The sequence below is a fragment of the Lactobacillus hamsteri DSM 5661 = JCM 6256 genome (genome assembly GCF_000615445.1).
Taxonomy (GTDB): domain Bacteria; phylum Bacillota; class Bacilli; order Lactobacillales; family Lactobacillaceae; genus Lactobacillus; species Lactobacillus hamsteri.
The window spans coordinates 1-14,273 of the sequence record NZ_BALY01000036.1; the positions used below are offsets into that span (position 1 = coordinate 1).

General features: G+C 36.5%; 12 protein-coding genes and 1 pseudogene. 1 reads left to right on the top strand and 12 read right to left on the bottom strand.

Features of this window, described 5'->3' with window-relative positions; genetic code table 11:
- Positions 1 to 54: 54 nt before the first annotated feature.
- The 11 genes and pseudogenes from JCM6256_RS07960 to JCM6256_RS08010 all read right to left on the bottom strand — a co-directional run bounded on the left by JCM6256_RS07960 (position 55) and on the right by JCM6256_RS08010 (position 12,201).
- A complete protein-coding gene (locus JCM6256_RS07960; RefSeq protein ID WP_025081196.1) occupies positions 55 to 990 on the bottom strand; it encodes a Ppx/GppA family phosphatase in 936 nt (311 codons plus the stop codon).
- 89 nt (positions 991 to 1,079) lie between these two features.
- Entirely contained in the window at positions 1,080 to 2,453 is a 1,374-nt protein-coding gene (locus JCM6256_RS07965; RefSeq protein ID WP_035438498.1) for a DUF2252 domain-containing protein, read from the bottom strand.
- A complete protein-coding gene (locus tag JCM6256_RS07970; protein ID WP_025081198.1) occupies positions 2,446 to 4,635 on the bottom strand; it encodes an RNA degradosome polyphosphate kinase in 2,190 nt (729 codons plus the stop codon). Before JCM6256_RS07970 ends, JCM6256_RS07965 begins: the two co-directional genes overlap by 8 nt.
- A complete protein-coding gene (locus JCM6256_RS07975; protein ID WP_025081199.1) occupies positions 4,632 to 6,173 on the bottom strand; it encodes a hypothetical protein in 1,542 nt (513 codons plus the stop codon). The genes JCM6256_RS07970 and JCM6256_RS07975 overlap by 4 nt, the downstream gene beginning before the upstream one ends.
- Before the next feature lie 151 nt (positions 6,174 to 6,324).
- A complete protein-coding gene (gene pcp / locus JCM6256_RS07980) occupies positions 6,325 to 6,972 on the bottom strand; it encodes a pyroglutamyl-peptidase I (RefSeq protein WP_025081200.1) in 648 nt (215 codons plus the stop codon).
- Positions 6,973 to 7,011: 39 nt separating this feature from the next.
- Complete coding sequence (locus JCM6256_RS07985; RefSeq protein WP_025081201.1) at positions 7,012 to 7,407, bottom strand: iron-sulfur cluster biosynthesis family protein; 396 nt, start codon at positions 7,405 to 7,407, stop codon at positions 7,012 to 7,014.
- A 13-nt stretch (positions 7,408 to 7,420) separates the two neighbouring features.
- A pseudogene (locus JCM6256_RS10135) lies at positions 7,421 to 8,549 on the bottom strand (glycerate kinase family protein).
- A 252-nt stretch (positions 8,550 to 8,801) separates the two neighbouring features.
- Positions 8,802 to 9,980, bottom strand: a complete 1,179-nt coding sequence (locus JCM6256_RS10415) for an LPXTG cell wall anchor domain-containing protein (protein WP_025081202.1) — start codon at positions 9,978 to 9,980, stop codon at positions 8,802 to 8,804.
- The gene (locus JCM6256_RS08000) at positions 9,968 to 11,221 is read right to left on the bottom strand and encodes a YSIRK-type signal peptide-containing protein (protein WP_025081203.1); all 1,254 of its coding nucleotides are present in this window, start codon (positions 11,219 to 11,221) and stop codon (positions 9,968 to 9,970) included. Before JCM6256_RS08000 ends, JCM6256_RS10415 begins: the two co-directional genes overlap by 13 nt.
- 291 nt (positions 11,222 to 11,512) lie before the next feature.
- A complete protein-coding gene (locus JCM6256_RS08005; protein WP_025081204.1) occupies positions 11,513 to 11,776 on the bottom strand; it encodes a PTS sugar transporter subunit IIB in 264 nt (87 codons plus the stop codon).
- A gap of 236 nt (positions 11,777 to 12,012) precedes the next feature.
- A complete protein-coding gene (locus JCM6256_RS08010) occupies positions 12,013 to 12,201 on the bottom strand; it encodes a hypothetical protein (RefSeq protein ID WP_025081205.1) in 189 nt (62 codons plus the stop codon).
- A gap of 210 nt (positions 12,202 to 12,411) precedes the next feature.
- On the opposite strand from JCM6256_RS08010, the gene JCM6256_RS08015 reads away from it, so the two are divergent.
- On the top strand, positions 12,412 to 13,599 hold the full coding sequence (locus JCM6256_RS08015) for an acetate/propionate family kinase (protein WP_025081206.1): 1,188 nt from the start codon (positions 12,412 to 12,414) through the stop codon (positions 13,597 to 13,599).
- 48 nt (positions 13,600 to 13,647) lie between these two features.
- On the opposite strand, the gene JCM6256_RS08020 is transcribed toward JCM6256_RS08015, so the two are convergent.
- The gene (locus JCM6256_RS08020; RefSeq protein ID WP_025081207.1) at positions 13,648 to 14,154 is read right to left on the bottom strand and encodes an SLAP domain-containing protein; all 507 of its coding nucleotides are present in this window, start codon (positions 14,152 to 14,154) and stop codon (positions 13,648 to 13,650) included.
- Positions 14,155 to 14,273: the final 119 nt, after the last annotated feature.

The following is a 14,273-nucleotide window of genomic DNA, read 5'->3' on the forward strand; positions in this document are numbered from 1 at the left end:
ATAATCTAGTTCCTTTTTTCTTATTCTCAAAAATAACCGTACGCTTTATACGTTTTAATCATTCTTATGACTTTGCAAATATTCATAAAGAAGACCATCGCGCAAGCCGTGATTTGAAAAGACAACTTCGCTAACCTGCAAGTTACGCAATATCAAACTCATAGGAATCAAACCGCCTACAATAACATCAGCCCTATTTTTAGCCAAACCCGGAATTCGCATTCTCTCTTCTTTATTTATTGAAATTAGCTTAGTCACTAAATCAAAGATATATTGAGGTGAAAGGTGCATCCCATGAATATCCGGCAAATCATCAATCTCACTGCTTAATTCACGCCGATGAATCTTAGCAATTGTACGATTGCTTCCACCCAAAGCAATAACTGGCAAATTATGTACCTCACCCAACCAGCGAACTGTTGAAATAGTTTTCCCCGCGGCATTCATTGCCTCATATAATCTGCTAGCACTAATTTCATCAGTTAGATCAAAATTCTGGGACAACAAAACAGCGCCAATTGGAAGGCTCACTCTTTGACGGCATTCACCATTTTGAACCCAAATAAGCTCTGTCGAAGCACCACCAGTATCCATAATAATTCCGTTTCTCACCGGCAAAGTGTTGACTACGCCTAAATAATCGAGATAGGCTTCAACTTCGCCAGTAATCACATTGAGTGACAAGCCTACTTCTTTCTTTACCATATCTAAAAATTCTTTTCGATTTTTAGCTTGGCGCACGGCCGCGGTAGCCACATTATGAATCACAACATCGTCATATTGCGAGTATATTTCTTTAAAGTCCTTTAATGCCTTAACAGTCCGCTTCATGGGCTCATCTTGCAGAATTCTATCTTTACCCATATTTTCTGACAAACGAACGTATTCGCGATATTCGCCCTCAACCGTATAGCTGCCGTATTTATCAATTGAAAAAATTTTCATTCGCGCTGAATTTGAACCTAAATCAATTACAACTAAATTGGTCATTCTTTCATCCCCTCGGTTCATTCTTTTTTATTATCTTCCCACAAAATGCACGAAAAAACGAATCTAAGCTACTGCTAGACTCGCTTTTGTTATTCACCACGCAAATATTTGGCAAAATCATCAAAATCCTGGTGAACTTGTTTACTATAATCTTCGGCCCAAATTGCCATATTTTTAGAAAACTTCTTACTCTTATTCAAATAACCATAAATCATAGGGGCCGTCGGACTCTGATAATGGGCTACTGCCAAAATAAAGGCACACAAGGTTGAATAAGCCGCAAAGCTTTCCTTATCTAATTTAGTTGCGTCAATCGAATCCTTCATATCTCTGAATTGACGCACATAATAACTTCGACTGGCCGTCTTAGTATAACCTAAGAACGGATCATAAAATGTCTGCAAGATGCTTTGACCGGCAATAACTCTACGCCCCTCTTCGTAACCTTGCTTTATTGCTTCATCAGATGAAAGATTAATCAAATCATATTTTGACGGCAATGCTTCTTTAATTTGCAAAACTAAATGACTGTCGTCTTTTCCTGTAAGAAGTGCCAAGTAACACCGCGTTCCAAAACTTCCGACGCCTACACTATAACGAATAATATCGCTAACCTTGAAATTGCTTAAAAACACTTGAATATCGGTAGACACATTTTCACGATATTCATCAAATGCTTTTAATAAATCATCATAGGTTTCTTTAGGGACGCGGCGAGCGCGTGGTGGATTTTCTATAAAAACAATCTTGCCATCTTCTTCAGTAGTAAATTTTTTGACGACCTTATCAGAATTATTTTTTAGAGCACGATCAGATATCTTCTTTAAGACCTTAACCATTTGGTCATCATCGCTAACATACTTAAGCAAATCATCAATATTATAAGAAAGATAAAAACGATCCGTTAAGCTCAAATCATTAGCATAGTTGATACCATCTTCATATGCTTTGGCAGTTTTAGACAAAATTTTATTGCTTTCATCTTCATCATAACCATTTAATTCGCCAATTAGTTGCACGCTAACCAATAGACGCTTTAGATCACTTTCCCAATGACCGACTCCTGTTTCATCAAAATCATTTAATCCAAACAGCAATTGCCTTTCAGGTGAAGCAAAAAAGCCAAAATTATTTAAATGGGCGTCCCCACAGATCATTACGGGAATATCACTTTGCATTCCATGATGCAGATCATATTCCATCACACCAGCCGTACCACGAAAGAATGTAAAAGCATTTTTCATCATTCGTTCATGACGCATCGGCAATAACTCCGGAATCATATTATCTTCTTCGGCCTTCACCATTTGGACAATATCACGTTTAACAGGCTTGTATGTTCCTAAGTCACTAACTGAGATTTCATCCGCTTGCTTTTCACCAGCTGAAATTAAATCATTTTTGCTGGCCTTCAAGCGCAACTTATCTATTTTAAACTTTTTTAATGCAAAACTTTTATTCATCATTATGTTCCTCAAGCGTCAGATCTTCATCTTCACGGCGCATTACTTCAAAGGTATCAGAATTCCTTGCCTGCTTTTTCCGCAATTCCTTAAGTTCCTGATTTTTCTTTTCTGCTTCATGAATAAAGTATTCTTGTGAGTTAACCGCCTCTTTACCTCGGCGATCAATCGTTGAATAAATATCATCATGCAAAATTCTTGCCTTAACGTTGTCTTGCCACATTTCATTATAAATTGAGATTACTCGTTGCTTTAAGTCAGGCTGCAAAACTGGGAACAATGTTTCGACACGACGATTTAAATTCCGTTTCATCATATCGGCACTTGATAGGTAAATTTCATCATTACCATCATTATAGAAATAATAAATTCTACTATGTTCCAAAAGCCGGCCAACAAGCGAATGAACTTCAATATTGTCACTAATGCCTGGAATATCAGTTCTTAAGCAGCAAATACCACGGATAATCAAATGAATCTTAACGCCAGCATGAGAAGCTTCATAAAGCTTAGCAATAATCTCTGGATCAGATAATGAATTCATCTTCATATGAATTTCGGCATGCCGTCCGGCCTTAGCTATTTCAATTTCATTATCGATTTTTTGATTAATGAACTCACGGATGTACTTTGGTGAAATCCGCAACTGTCTAAAGTATGGTGGTCTTGAATAACCAGAAAGCATGTTAAACAAATTCGTGGCATCAACGCCAAGCTCTCTAGCAGAAGTAAATAAACCCATGTCCGTATAAAAATGCGCAGTTACATCATTATAGTTTCCTGTTCCTAAATGCAAATAACGGCGAATACCATCTTCATCGCGTCGAATTACCAAGGTGATCTTGGTATGAGTCTTAAGTCCCTTTAAACCATAAATCACGTGGCAGCCCATTTGTTCCAATGTACGCGCCCAGTGAACATTATTTTGTTCATCAAAACGGGCCTTAACTTCAACTAAAACTGTAACTTGCTTACCAGCTTGAGCAGCTTCACCCAAATACTTAATAATTGGTGAATTGCCTGATACACGATACAAGGTCATTTTAATGGCTAATACTTTATCATCATGGGCTGCTTTTTTAATAAAGTTTAAAACTGTATCAAAAGAATCATAGGGATGTTGAACCAAATAATCATGCTTGCGAATATTGCCAAAGATATCGCTAGATAATTCCAAATCTGGATCGACGTAGCCTTTAAATGATGGATAGCGCAAATCATCATGATCTTTTACAGCCCCCGACAGTTTCTTTAAGAAGGTCAAATCAATAGGGCCGGAAATTTCATACACTGCGTCGCTATCTACCGAAAGCTTTTTAAACAAACGGTGACGAAGCTTATCGCTCATGGTCTTTTCAATTTCAAGACGGACAACCTTACCATGTTCACGATCTTTTAATTGTTTCTGAACACTGCGTAAAAAGTCAGATGTATCACGTTCAGCAACATCAAGGTCCATATCTCTAGTGACTCTAAAGCAGGCCGATTCTTTTACTTCATAACCATCAAACAACTTGCCAATAAATTCTTTAATTATATTTTCCAACAAAATAAAGCTATTATCGGAATCCGGCAACTTTACTAACCGTTTGAAAATGTTAGGTACACGGACAGTCGCGTAATCATGCTCTTTTTCTTTCTCATCTTTTAACCGGACGGCAATATTCAAAGAATCATTAGCAATAAATGGAAATGGCCGGTTGGCATCATCACCCATCGGCGTTAAAACCGGATAAAGCTCATCATCAAAGTAGCGTCTAATAAATTCATATTGGCGTTCATTTAAATCACTAACTTCTTTGACGTAAATATTATTTTTTTCAAGAAGAGGCAAAAGAGAACGCAAATATGTTGAATAACGTTTTTCAACGGCCAAATGCTCCTTTTTATTAATCGCATTCAACTGTTGCTTAGCTGTCATGCCAGAAGCATCAGTAGTTTTAATATCGGCCGCAATTAATTTATGAAGCGAAGCCACACGAACCATGAAAAATTCATCAACGTTGCTTTGCGTAATACCTAAGAAGTTAATCCGCTCAAGCAAAGGATTATCTTTATTACGTGCTTCCTCTAAAACGCGGTCATTAAAATCCATCCAGCTTAATTCACGATTTTTAAAATATTCTGTTTTTCTAAACGGCTTTGTTTCCTTCTTTTCATTGTTTAAATATTCTTTACTCATCGTCTGTTCATACCTTCTTGTTTCAAACTAACTTTAATTCCAAAAACATCTTCAAATAATTGGGTGCGCTTATTAAAAGACCATCGTTCCAAAGTAATGTCAGAATTTGTTTTTGCACGAATAATCAACTGATTATCTTTCTTTAATGAAACAACAATTTTCTTGATTTTTTGCTTGTGAGAAGCATCTAATGCCGTAGCAATGCGTAAAATTGCGGAAAGCTTAGCAACTTCAAGTTGAATCTGCGGATCAAGATGGCGATAATGATGACCACCAATATCAGGAGTCTCCGGACTATCGTTAGTTGTTTGATAACGGCAGATTTCACTCACAATTTCATTTTCACGATCTGAAAGTCCAATTAACTTATTAGCTTCTAGAATTTCAGCCGATTGTTCATAGCGATAAACTTGGTTAACAAAGCTTCCAACATCATCCACGGTCGCGGCCAAAGCAAGCAATTGACGTGCTTTTTCTGATAAAAGATGAACATTGCGCAAACGATCAAAAATGTGTAATGCGAACTTTTTTACGGCTTCCGCATGATCTTGGTCTACTAAATAACGGTCAGCCATGTTTTGCGCGAAAGTCATAATGATATCATCACCATCTTTATCTTTTAAAGAATGTTGATGTGATTTTTCCTGAATTAGCAAGCCAGTAATAACCGACATATCCGTGATATAAATTTCCTTTGGATTTAACAAACGAATAAACTCACGAACGGCTACCGCGTTTGGCAATGTATGCTCTGCAACAGCGGGTTCCAAATCATAATTTTGAATTAAAGTATCAATTGGCATTTCAATAGTCTGTTGATAAAAATTGGAATAATCATCTTTAGTAATTCTCGTTGCCGAACCATTTTCATGCAAATAGCAACTATTTAATGCATCCCCATGTTGAATCACTAAAGCAGAATTAGGGCTTGCTTCAATTTGTCTAGCCAAGTGATCAATTCTGGCGCCAATATAATCATTCATTACGTCGATAGGATTATTAGGCGTTTCATTGGTAATCTGACTAATTTCTTGAATTTCGCGTGGTCCAAGCGGCAAGCTCCAAGTTGACACAAACTTATCATTTTCAAACAATGAAAGATTAATCATCGCGGAACCTAAACTTAACAAATATGTTGGCATCTTTTTAAGTCTAGTTTGTTGAACTTTTTGCAAGCTTTTAATTCCACTCAATACCTTTGCGTAAACAATTTGCCCGCTATTAAGCCAGTGAATTTCAAGACCCGTTCTTACCTTAATTTGATCAGCAATAAAACTGGCTGACAATTCATCAATTAATTGCTGATTGCCATAGAATTTATAATTTGTAATTTGGTATTCTGCCAACTTTTGCTTAAAGCCATCGATTGCCATACAGATTTTAGACATATCTTTTTCGAAAACTTCACTTTTACTTTCTGCTTGCACAAAAGAAGGAGAGTCCATTTTTTCAATAATTGAAAAATCTCGTAAGTCAATAATATCAAGCTGGATTTTATAGGAAGACATATAAATGATTCCAAATAAACTCTTTTTCATTTTTATCACCTGCATGTTAATGTAACCGTTTTTATTTATCTGATTATATTGTACATTTATTTTTTACTTATATGATGCGGATCGCATAGACTTTTGTAAAAATTAAACAATAAAGGCATTCATCCTACTGGACGAATGCCTCTTATGAAGATTAATGAGTCTTACCTTCTACAGCAATAATATCGCCTTCGCCGTCACGTTCAACGATTGCAGTTATCGCAACTGTTAATCCACGCACAATATCTGTTAACGACATCGATGGCATGTTCGGACGATTCACAATTTGCTCAGGTAAGAACGGAATATGGATAAAGCCTGCCTTGATGTTAGGGAACTTCTTAACTCTCATATACTGAACCTGATAAAAAATATGATTGCAGACATAAGTCCCTGCGGTATTGGAAATTTCCGCGGGCAAGCCTGCATCCCTAACCGCCTTTACCTCTGCTCTAATAGGCAACTGAGTAAAGTAAGCAACATCGCCATTTTCACGAATTGCCTCGCCTAACGGCTGATAACCATCATTATCTGGTATCCGGCCATCATTAATGTTAATTGCGACCCTCTCTGGCGTTATAGCAGCTCTTCCGCCTGCTTGACCTATATTTAAAACATAATCCGGCTTTTCTTCCGCAATTTTCTTTTCAACAATTTCCGCGCATTTATTAAAAACCGTGGGAATTTCAAGCTTGATAATTTCTGCATTCTTAATAGTATCTGGTAATCTTTTAACCGCCTCAATTGCTGGATTAATTTTTTCACCATCAAAAGGATCAAAGCCCGTTACTAAAATTTTCATATATATTCAACTTCTTCCACCCAATGTTAATAGAGCTAATTAACAGTTTCGAACTTCTCCTTGCTTCACATTGTGATTAGCCTTGAGCAACGCTGGACCGTCGCCAATATTGACTGCACCATCAAGAAGCTGACTGGCATTTTTCAATTGCAAGCCGGCATTTACATAGTCTAAAACCAAATCATCTTCTAAAATAGCCAAGTCATATTTAGAAGTATAGATTTCTACTCCTTCATCGTTTTGCAAGACTTCAGGATAATCTTTATCCGGCTTATCTAATTTAATAATTGAAAAACTTGCGCCAATACTGCAGGCTCCGCCATGAATTGAGTACTTACCGCCACCATCATCAACAATCAATAAAAGGGGATGTCCTAAAACTTCACGGCGCTTTAAATAATCTAAAGCAGCTGGTTTAAAAGTGATTTTTGCCATAATATGTGCCTTCTTAATTCTTCAACAATCTAACAATATTTTCCATAGTTCGTTCTAAGTTTTGCGGACCATCTTTCAATGCCGTCTGTAAATCGCATGCACCTGGCAAGATGCCAAAAATAGCGGTGAATCCACATTCATAAAGCGTATCGATTCCTTTACCAAGGTATCCAGCTAAAGAAATTACGGGTTTATGATACTTTTTACCAAGTTGTGCTACGCCAAATGGAGTCTTTCCAAATTTGGTTTGGAAGTCCGTGCCACCTTCGCCAGTGAAAACATAATCGGCATCTTTGATCTTGCTTTCCAAATTGGTAACTTTAATCGCAATTTCTATGCCTTTATGCATTTCATAATTTGTGAAAGCCATAAAGCCAGCACCAAGACCGCCAGCAGCTCCTGCGCCTGCTTGATTTTTAATATCACGCTGCAAATCGCGATTAATAATATCCGCGTAATGATGCAAATTATTATCTAATTCTTGCACCATTTCTTTATTTGCACCCTTTTGGGGGCCAAAAACAAATGAGGCGCCTTCTTCCCCAGTTAATGTTGGTAACGTCACTAGCTAAAATGATTTTCACATCATCCAAACGTGGATCAAGATCACTAATATCGATTTTAGCTAAATTCTTTAAAGCACCACCGCCCAATGGCAATTCTTGATTATTTTCATCAAGCAAATGCGCGCCTAAAGCTTGCGCCATTCCGGCTCCGCCATCGTTCGTACTGCTTCCGCCCAAACCAACGATGATTTTCTTCGCACCATGATCAATCGCGTCTTTAACCAATTCTCCTGTACCAAAAGTTGTCGTAATCCATGGATTGCGCTTCGCAGCTGAGACCATCTCTAGACCGCTGGCCTTAGCCATTTCGATAATGGCGGTTCGACCATCGCCTAAAATTCCGTATTCAGATTCAACTTTGTCACCTAAAGGTCCTGTCACTTCGACACGAATCTTTTTACCATGAGTCGCGTCAACTAATGAATCAACCGTTCCTTCGCCACCATCGGCCATGGGCACGCTGATAATTTCGGCATCAGGATCGGCTTTTTTAATTCCTCTGCTCATTGCTTCGCAAACTTCTTTAGCAGTCATGCTTTCTTTAAATGAATCTGGAGCTAATACATACTTTGTCATTTTTATTCCTCTAACAAAAATTTATAAATTGGTACTATACGAATAATTTTATCATTTTTCTTAATAATGTCTTCCTCACCTTGGGTCACAATTACTAAATTCTCTACTTCAGTCAACTACCTCAGAATAAATTCTGGGGTAGTTAATTATTATAATGAACAAAATTATGACATAAATACGGTTTAAATAATGAAAAAGCGTCCCGTGACTCAAAACGAGTTCAAGGGATGCTTTTTGAGTTATATTTACTTTTTAATTTCTTTTGCGATCACCAATCAAACCAAGCAAAGTTGCAAATGAAGTAATGGCTAAGCCAATAAGTGCTAACTTGTTAACATTATGTGCTTTTTCTCCTGTTTGTGGTAATTCATTTTCAGCGTGAACGCTCTTCTTAGAAATATTAGCGTTATTGTTTATAATACGGTGAGCAACGTTGGTTACAGCAGGACCAGCAGATATACCTTTTCTTGATGGTTTTTCTTTAGCAACATTGGTTACAGTAGGACCAGTAACCACGCCTTTTCTTGATGAATTTTCTTTAGTATGCTTAAGATTATCCATCTTGTTAGCAAGTGGCTTGACGTTGTTATTTTTATCCTTAGAACCAATAGTTGGAGTTACAGTTGCAACTTGATCTGTTGGTTGAGCAGGAGTGCTTGGAACAGTTGGCTGAGTTGGGGCTGTAGGCTGTACTGGGGTTGGATCTACAGGATTACTATTGGTTGGCTGAGGCGTTGGATCTGATTTTTCAGGATTGTTTGTTGGTTGGGTTGGTTTTGAATTCGTTGGTTGAACCGGACTCGTTGGTTGTACACTAGTTGGTTGGGTTGGTTTTGGATTTGTTGGTTGAACCGGACTCGTTGGTTGAGTTGGAGCTTGTTTCTTTGGCACAACTTGGACTAAGACACCATAAGGATTTCCATAATAGAAACCACCGGGGAAATCTTTATTATAATCCGCACTATCTTCTAAAGAGTCATCTTTAGGAGATAATTTAATATATCCAATTTGATAACCTACCCTATTAACATCAGGAGCTAATTGCCAAGTTACATTAAAGTATTTTTTTAATTTTTGTTGAACATCCTTACCATCTCGGTGATACTGATCATCAGTTGGCAAAGTGGTAATAGCATTGATTGCATCAGGTAACTTTCCACCTTCTTCAATCGTAACTTTACCCTTCACAGTTGCATTTGATTCCTTTTCTCCGCCACCATAGATTATATTGTAATTGTACAATAACGTGGATTTTAAGAGATCTCCACTAAATGTTTTAATGATTTTTCCATCTTTGTCCTTAATTACAATAGTTGGCTCATTAGTAATTTCACCTTCTACAAAGTAACCATCATTAAGCGTATCTTTATAAGTAGGTTTTTCACCCCATTCGACTGTATCGCTTGGGTCAAGATAACCTAAACCATACAAATATTCTGCAGGGTCTTGGTGTGCAGGATCACTAATGTAGATATAAGGATCACCTTGTAGCTATAGCCATCTATACTAAGATTGTTTCTATATGGATCATCAAGCACTACATCAGGCTTGCCATCCTTTGTAGAAACAGGAACTACTTCAATTGCTCTAGTAATATCATGATCTAAGAAGTAATCAATATCATAGTCTATATTGCCAAGATTTTCTTCATTAGCTGATTTAAAACCTAAAGCGGAAATATTATTATTAATAAGATTAGTGCCATCTCCTAATGCAGGGTTAACATTGTCCTCACCCGGCTCATTTCCACCTTTTTTACCAACCCAAGTGTAATAATCAATAATTTTATGAGTATTTGCATCGACAACATTTACAGTGATTCTTACTTGACCATCTTTTTTCTTTTGACCAGCAACTACGTCAACTGGAAGAGTAACGTTAAATGATCTATAAATCGGATTATTGTCCTCATCGTAATCAGACGCATATTCAACTTTGGCAATTCCTGTGCTTTCACCAAGCTTAGAAACATCTGGAGCTTTTACCCATGAAAGTTTGTAAGATGAAGGATCGTCTATTTGAATATCAATTCCCATATCTCCTATGGTGTGTTGCATATCAGCATTCCAAATTGCTTTTGCATCAAGACTTGGAACTTCACCTTGAATTGCAAGTTGTGGCATAAGTCTTGCATTATTTAATTGATCTGGGTCTTCGTCAGCATCAGAATAATCAAAGTCAGGATTATTCTTGAGTTGGTTTTCAATATCCTTAACGGCTTGATTATCACCTTTTGGCTTTGCTGCTTCTTGCTTTTCTTGCTCAACCTTTTGCTTAGCAACTTCTTCTCCATGTTGCTTTAATTCAGCTTTATCTTGTTCTGCTTCTTTTTTGCCCTCTTCTTGATCTGGGGTTAAAGCAGAAGATTTTTCTTGATCTTTACCAACATTTTGAGTTGCAGAATTAGAAGCTTTTTGCTTTACAGTTTCAGTGTCTGCTGAGTCATTGGCTCCTTTTTTAATTTCCGTACTTTGAGCATTTGGGGTTGTAGAATCAGTATTCGCAGCTTGAACAACATTGCCACTGTTCAAATAAAATACGCAACCGATTAAAACTGATGCCGCACCTACACTTAACTTTCTGATACTAAATCTGTTATGTTCATTTTCTCTACGTAATCTTATGTTTTGATTATTTCTTGATAACATTTCTAAAATCTCGATTCTATCCACTTTTTTATCTCAATCTCTGTTCACTTATAATATAACACACTTCGTAAAGCGTGCAACAATCATTTTTGTTATTTTTAATCAAAGATAGCCCTTTTGTATAAGCAAATTATTTCTCATTAAAAGCTGCATATATCGTTATTTAATAAGTAATAAATAACACCGCCAATCAACAGCGCCGATAAAAATTCAAATAGCGTAAGAACTAACATCCCCGTTGTTCATTAAATTGAAGGAAACAAAAAGACATCCCTAACTCAAACCGAGTTGGGATGCTTTTATTCACTTTACATTCTATTGCATTAAACTTTCAGCTTGCTTTAAAACCGCAGGACCATTCATCATGCCATAATCTTGCATATTAATTACTTCGAGGGGGATATTATTTTCTTCAGCAAAAGGTTTTATGTTGCTCAACATATATTGGATTTGTGGTCCAAGAAGAATGCAATCCGGCTTATCTTTCTTAATTACATCTTCAATAGTATCAGCCGCAACAGCCTTAATTTGATAATCTTTATTTTCCTTTGTTATATCATATTTATTTTTTAACAGCATACTATGTTTTGCGCATATAGAAAAACAAAAAGTCGCTCATATTAAGAAATGAGCGGCTCAAATAAGAAAAAGTGATATAAAAAATTAGGTTCCACTGTTAATGAGAAAATGATAATAAGTGGAAGTTGAATGTTATAGGAGAGTCTTACCGGCTCTCCTCTTTTATTTTATCACCTTATACGAAAAAATAAACATATTAATTATAATATTTTTTTATAGATATTATTAGCTAATGCTTAATCTCGATAATCATCAATATTTTTAATTTTCGAACTATCCGCATACGCGACTCTATCGTCTAAAATCTCGGTCCTGCGATCATCGTCTAATTGACTTAAAATATCAATTAATTCTTGGGTAAGTTGATCTTCTTCCCAGTTTAATTCTGGATCATTTTGATGTAATTTAATAATTTTTTTATTCATAGGGCTCACGTCCTTTTCTAAAGATATAAGTTAATGAAATAATATACTTAATTGATATTTAAATCATTAAAAAACAAGGAAATTAATGAAAGCTTTATCATTACACTCCTGCTAGTATTTTTAACTAAAAATTTACAAAATATTGCTTTGTAAATCCATTTGCAAGCGCTATCATTATAAGTAAGGATATTAGGAAAGGGCCATGAAACTATGAAAAAAATTTTAGCAATTAATTCAGGTAGTTCATCATTTAAGTACAAACTATTTTCTTTCCCAAGCGAAACTGTTCTTGCCAAAGGCGGTGCCGAAAGAATTGGGATGCAGAACTCTGTTTTTAAAATTAAGCTTGCCAACGGCAACGAATATATTAAAAACAAAGCCATCCCTACTCAAGAAGTTGCCGTCAGCATGCTTATTGACAATCTTAAACAATATCATGTTGTAAATAACTTACACGAAATCGCTGGAGTTGGCCACAGAGTTGTTAACGGCGGTGAGATTTTCCCTAACTCAGTCATTATAGATGATGAAAATCTAGACAAACTATTTGATCTCGGAGAGTTAGCACCTTTACACAACATCCCCGAAGCCAAAGGAATCCAAGCATTCAAAAAGATCATTCCCAACGTGCCTCAAATAGCTGTCTTTGATACTTCCTACCATCAAACACTTGATAAGATACATTATCTTTATTCCATCCCTTATAAATATTACAAAGACAACTCTATCCGTAAATACGGTGCTCATGGTACTTCTGTCAGATATGTTGCTCCACGTGCGGCCAAATTCATGCACAAAAACATCAACATTGCCCGTTTGATTGTTTGTCATTTGGGTTCTGGAGCCTCTGTTACTGCGGTTAAAAATGGTAAATCATATGATACTTCAATGGGTTTTAGTCCGCTTGCGGGCGTAACGATGGGAACAAGAAGTGGTGATATTGATCCATCTGCTTTGCAGTTTTTAATGCATAAAACCGGTATGAATATTGATGAAGCGATCGACATGTTAAATAACGAATCTGGTGTCCTCGGTATTTCTGGAGTTTCATCTGATATGCGTGATTTAATAGAAAGCAAAGATAAGCATGCCAAATTGGCACGCAAGATTTTTATTAACCGTGTTGTTCGCTATGTTGGTGCCTATGCCGCAGAAATGAATGGTATAGATGGAATTGTCTTCACAGGCGGAATCGGTGAACATGATCCAGGTATTCGTGCTGGAATTATGTCCTCGCTCAGATACTTAGGACTTGATCCTGACTTTAAGGCTAACAGAACTGATGGTGAAAAATTTATTTCTAAGCCGAAGTCAAAGGTGAAAGCCTTGATCATTCCTACCAACGAAGAATTAATGATTGCCCGCGACGTTGTCCGCTTAACTAGTGAAAATTATTAGCAAGTTAAAAAGCATCCCTCTTGGGATGCTTTTATTTCATATTCAACTTTAATCGGCTACCGTTGTTACAATATCTGAAACATTGCTATTTTTAATAAATTTATTTTTGCCAATCTGAGAATATCGTTTTCCATTAATCGTTACGATATCAACAAAGTTAACATTTTTGCCTTTCTTCAAAACTGTTTTGCCAACACGTTTTCCTTTTGCATTATAAACATATGCATTGTGAGTTAATCTCACTGTTGAACCAGCTTTAGGAGCTTCTTTTTCAAAGTTGCTAGCCTTTACATATTGATTTTTACCGATTGCGGCATACTTTTTACCATTAATTTTCTTAGTAGCAATAATCATCAAATCTTCCCCTTTTTCTAAAGTCGGAAATTTGATGCGTTTCCCCTTGCTATTATAAACATAAGCATTGCGCGCCAATTTTGCGCTCTGGCCTTTTGTTACAGCAGCTTGGACAGGATCGACATTGATCATTTGTCCAGTACCAATACATGCTAATGATAAAAGCGTTGCTTCGGTTAAAACAAGTAATGACTTTTTCATATTTGCCTCCTTTTTGGCTTAGCCTTATAGTACTCCATAGCCTTTAAAAGCCAAAAAGAAATGCTTATTTCCTTAAGTTTGTGCAAAGAATTCGATCATTACTACTAAGAAAAGAAAAA

Excerpts from the sequence above, each read along its gene's own strand:
- JCM6256_RS07970 (WP_025081198.1), bottom strand. The coding sequence starts at position 4,635 with ATGAGTAAAGAATATTTAAACAATGAAAAGAAGGAAACAAAGCCGTTT.
- JCM6256_RS08020 (WP_025081207.1), bottom strand. The coding sequence starts at position 14,154 with ATGAAAAAGTCATTACTTGTTTTAACCGAAGCAACGCTTTTATCATTA.
- JCM6256_RS07960 (WP_025081196.1), bottom strand. The coding sequence starts at position 990 with ATGACCAATTTAGTTGTAATTGATTTAGGTTCAAATTCAGCGCGAATG.
- pcp (WP_025081200.1), bottom strand. The coding sequence starts at position 6,972 with ATGAAAATTTTAGTAACGGGCTTTGATCCTTTTGATGGTGAAAAAATT.
- JCM6256_RS07975 (WP_025081199.1), bottom strand. The coding sequence starts at position 6,173 with ATGAAAAAGAGTTTATTTGGAATCATTTATATGTCTTCCTATAAAATC.
- JCM6256_RS08015 (WP_025081206.1), top strand. The coding sequence starts at position 12,412 with ATGAAAAAAATTTTAGCAATTAATTCAGGTAGTTCATCATTTAAGTAC.
- JCM6256_RS07985 (WP_025081201.1), bottom strand. The coding sequence starts at position 7,407 with ATGGCAAAAATCACTTTTAAACCAGCTGCTTTAGATTATTTAAAGCGC.
- JCM6256_RS07965 (WP_035438498.1), bottom strand. The coding sequence starts at position 2,453 with ATGAATAAAAGTTTTGCATTAAAAAAGTTTAAAATAGATAAGTTGCGC.
- JCM6256_RS08005 (WP_025081204.1), bottom strand. The coding sequence starts at position 11,776 with ATGCTGTTAAAAAATAAATATGATATAACAAAGGAAAATAAAGATTAT.
- JCM6256_RS08010 (WP_025081205.1), bottom strand. The coding sequence starts at position 12,201 with ATGAATAAAAAAATTATTAAATTACATCAAAATGATCCAGAATTAAAC.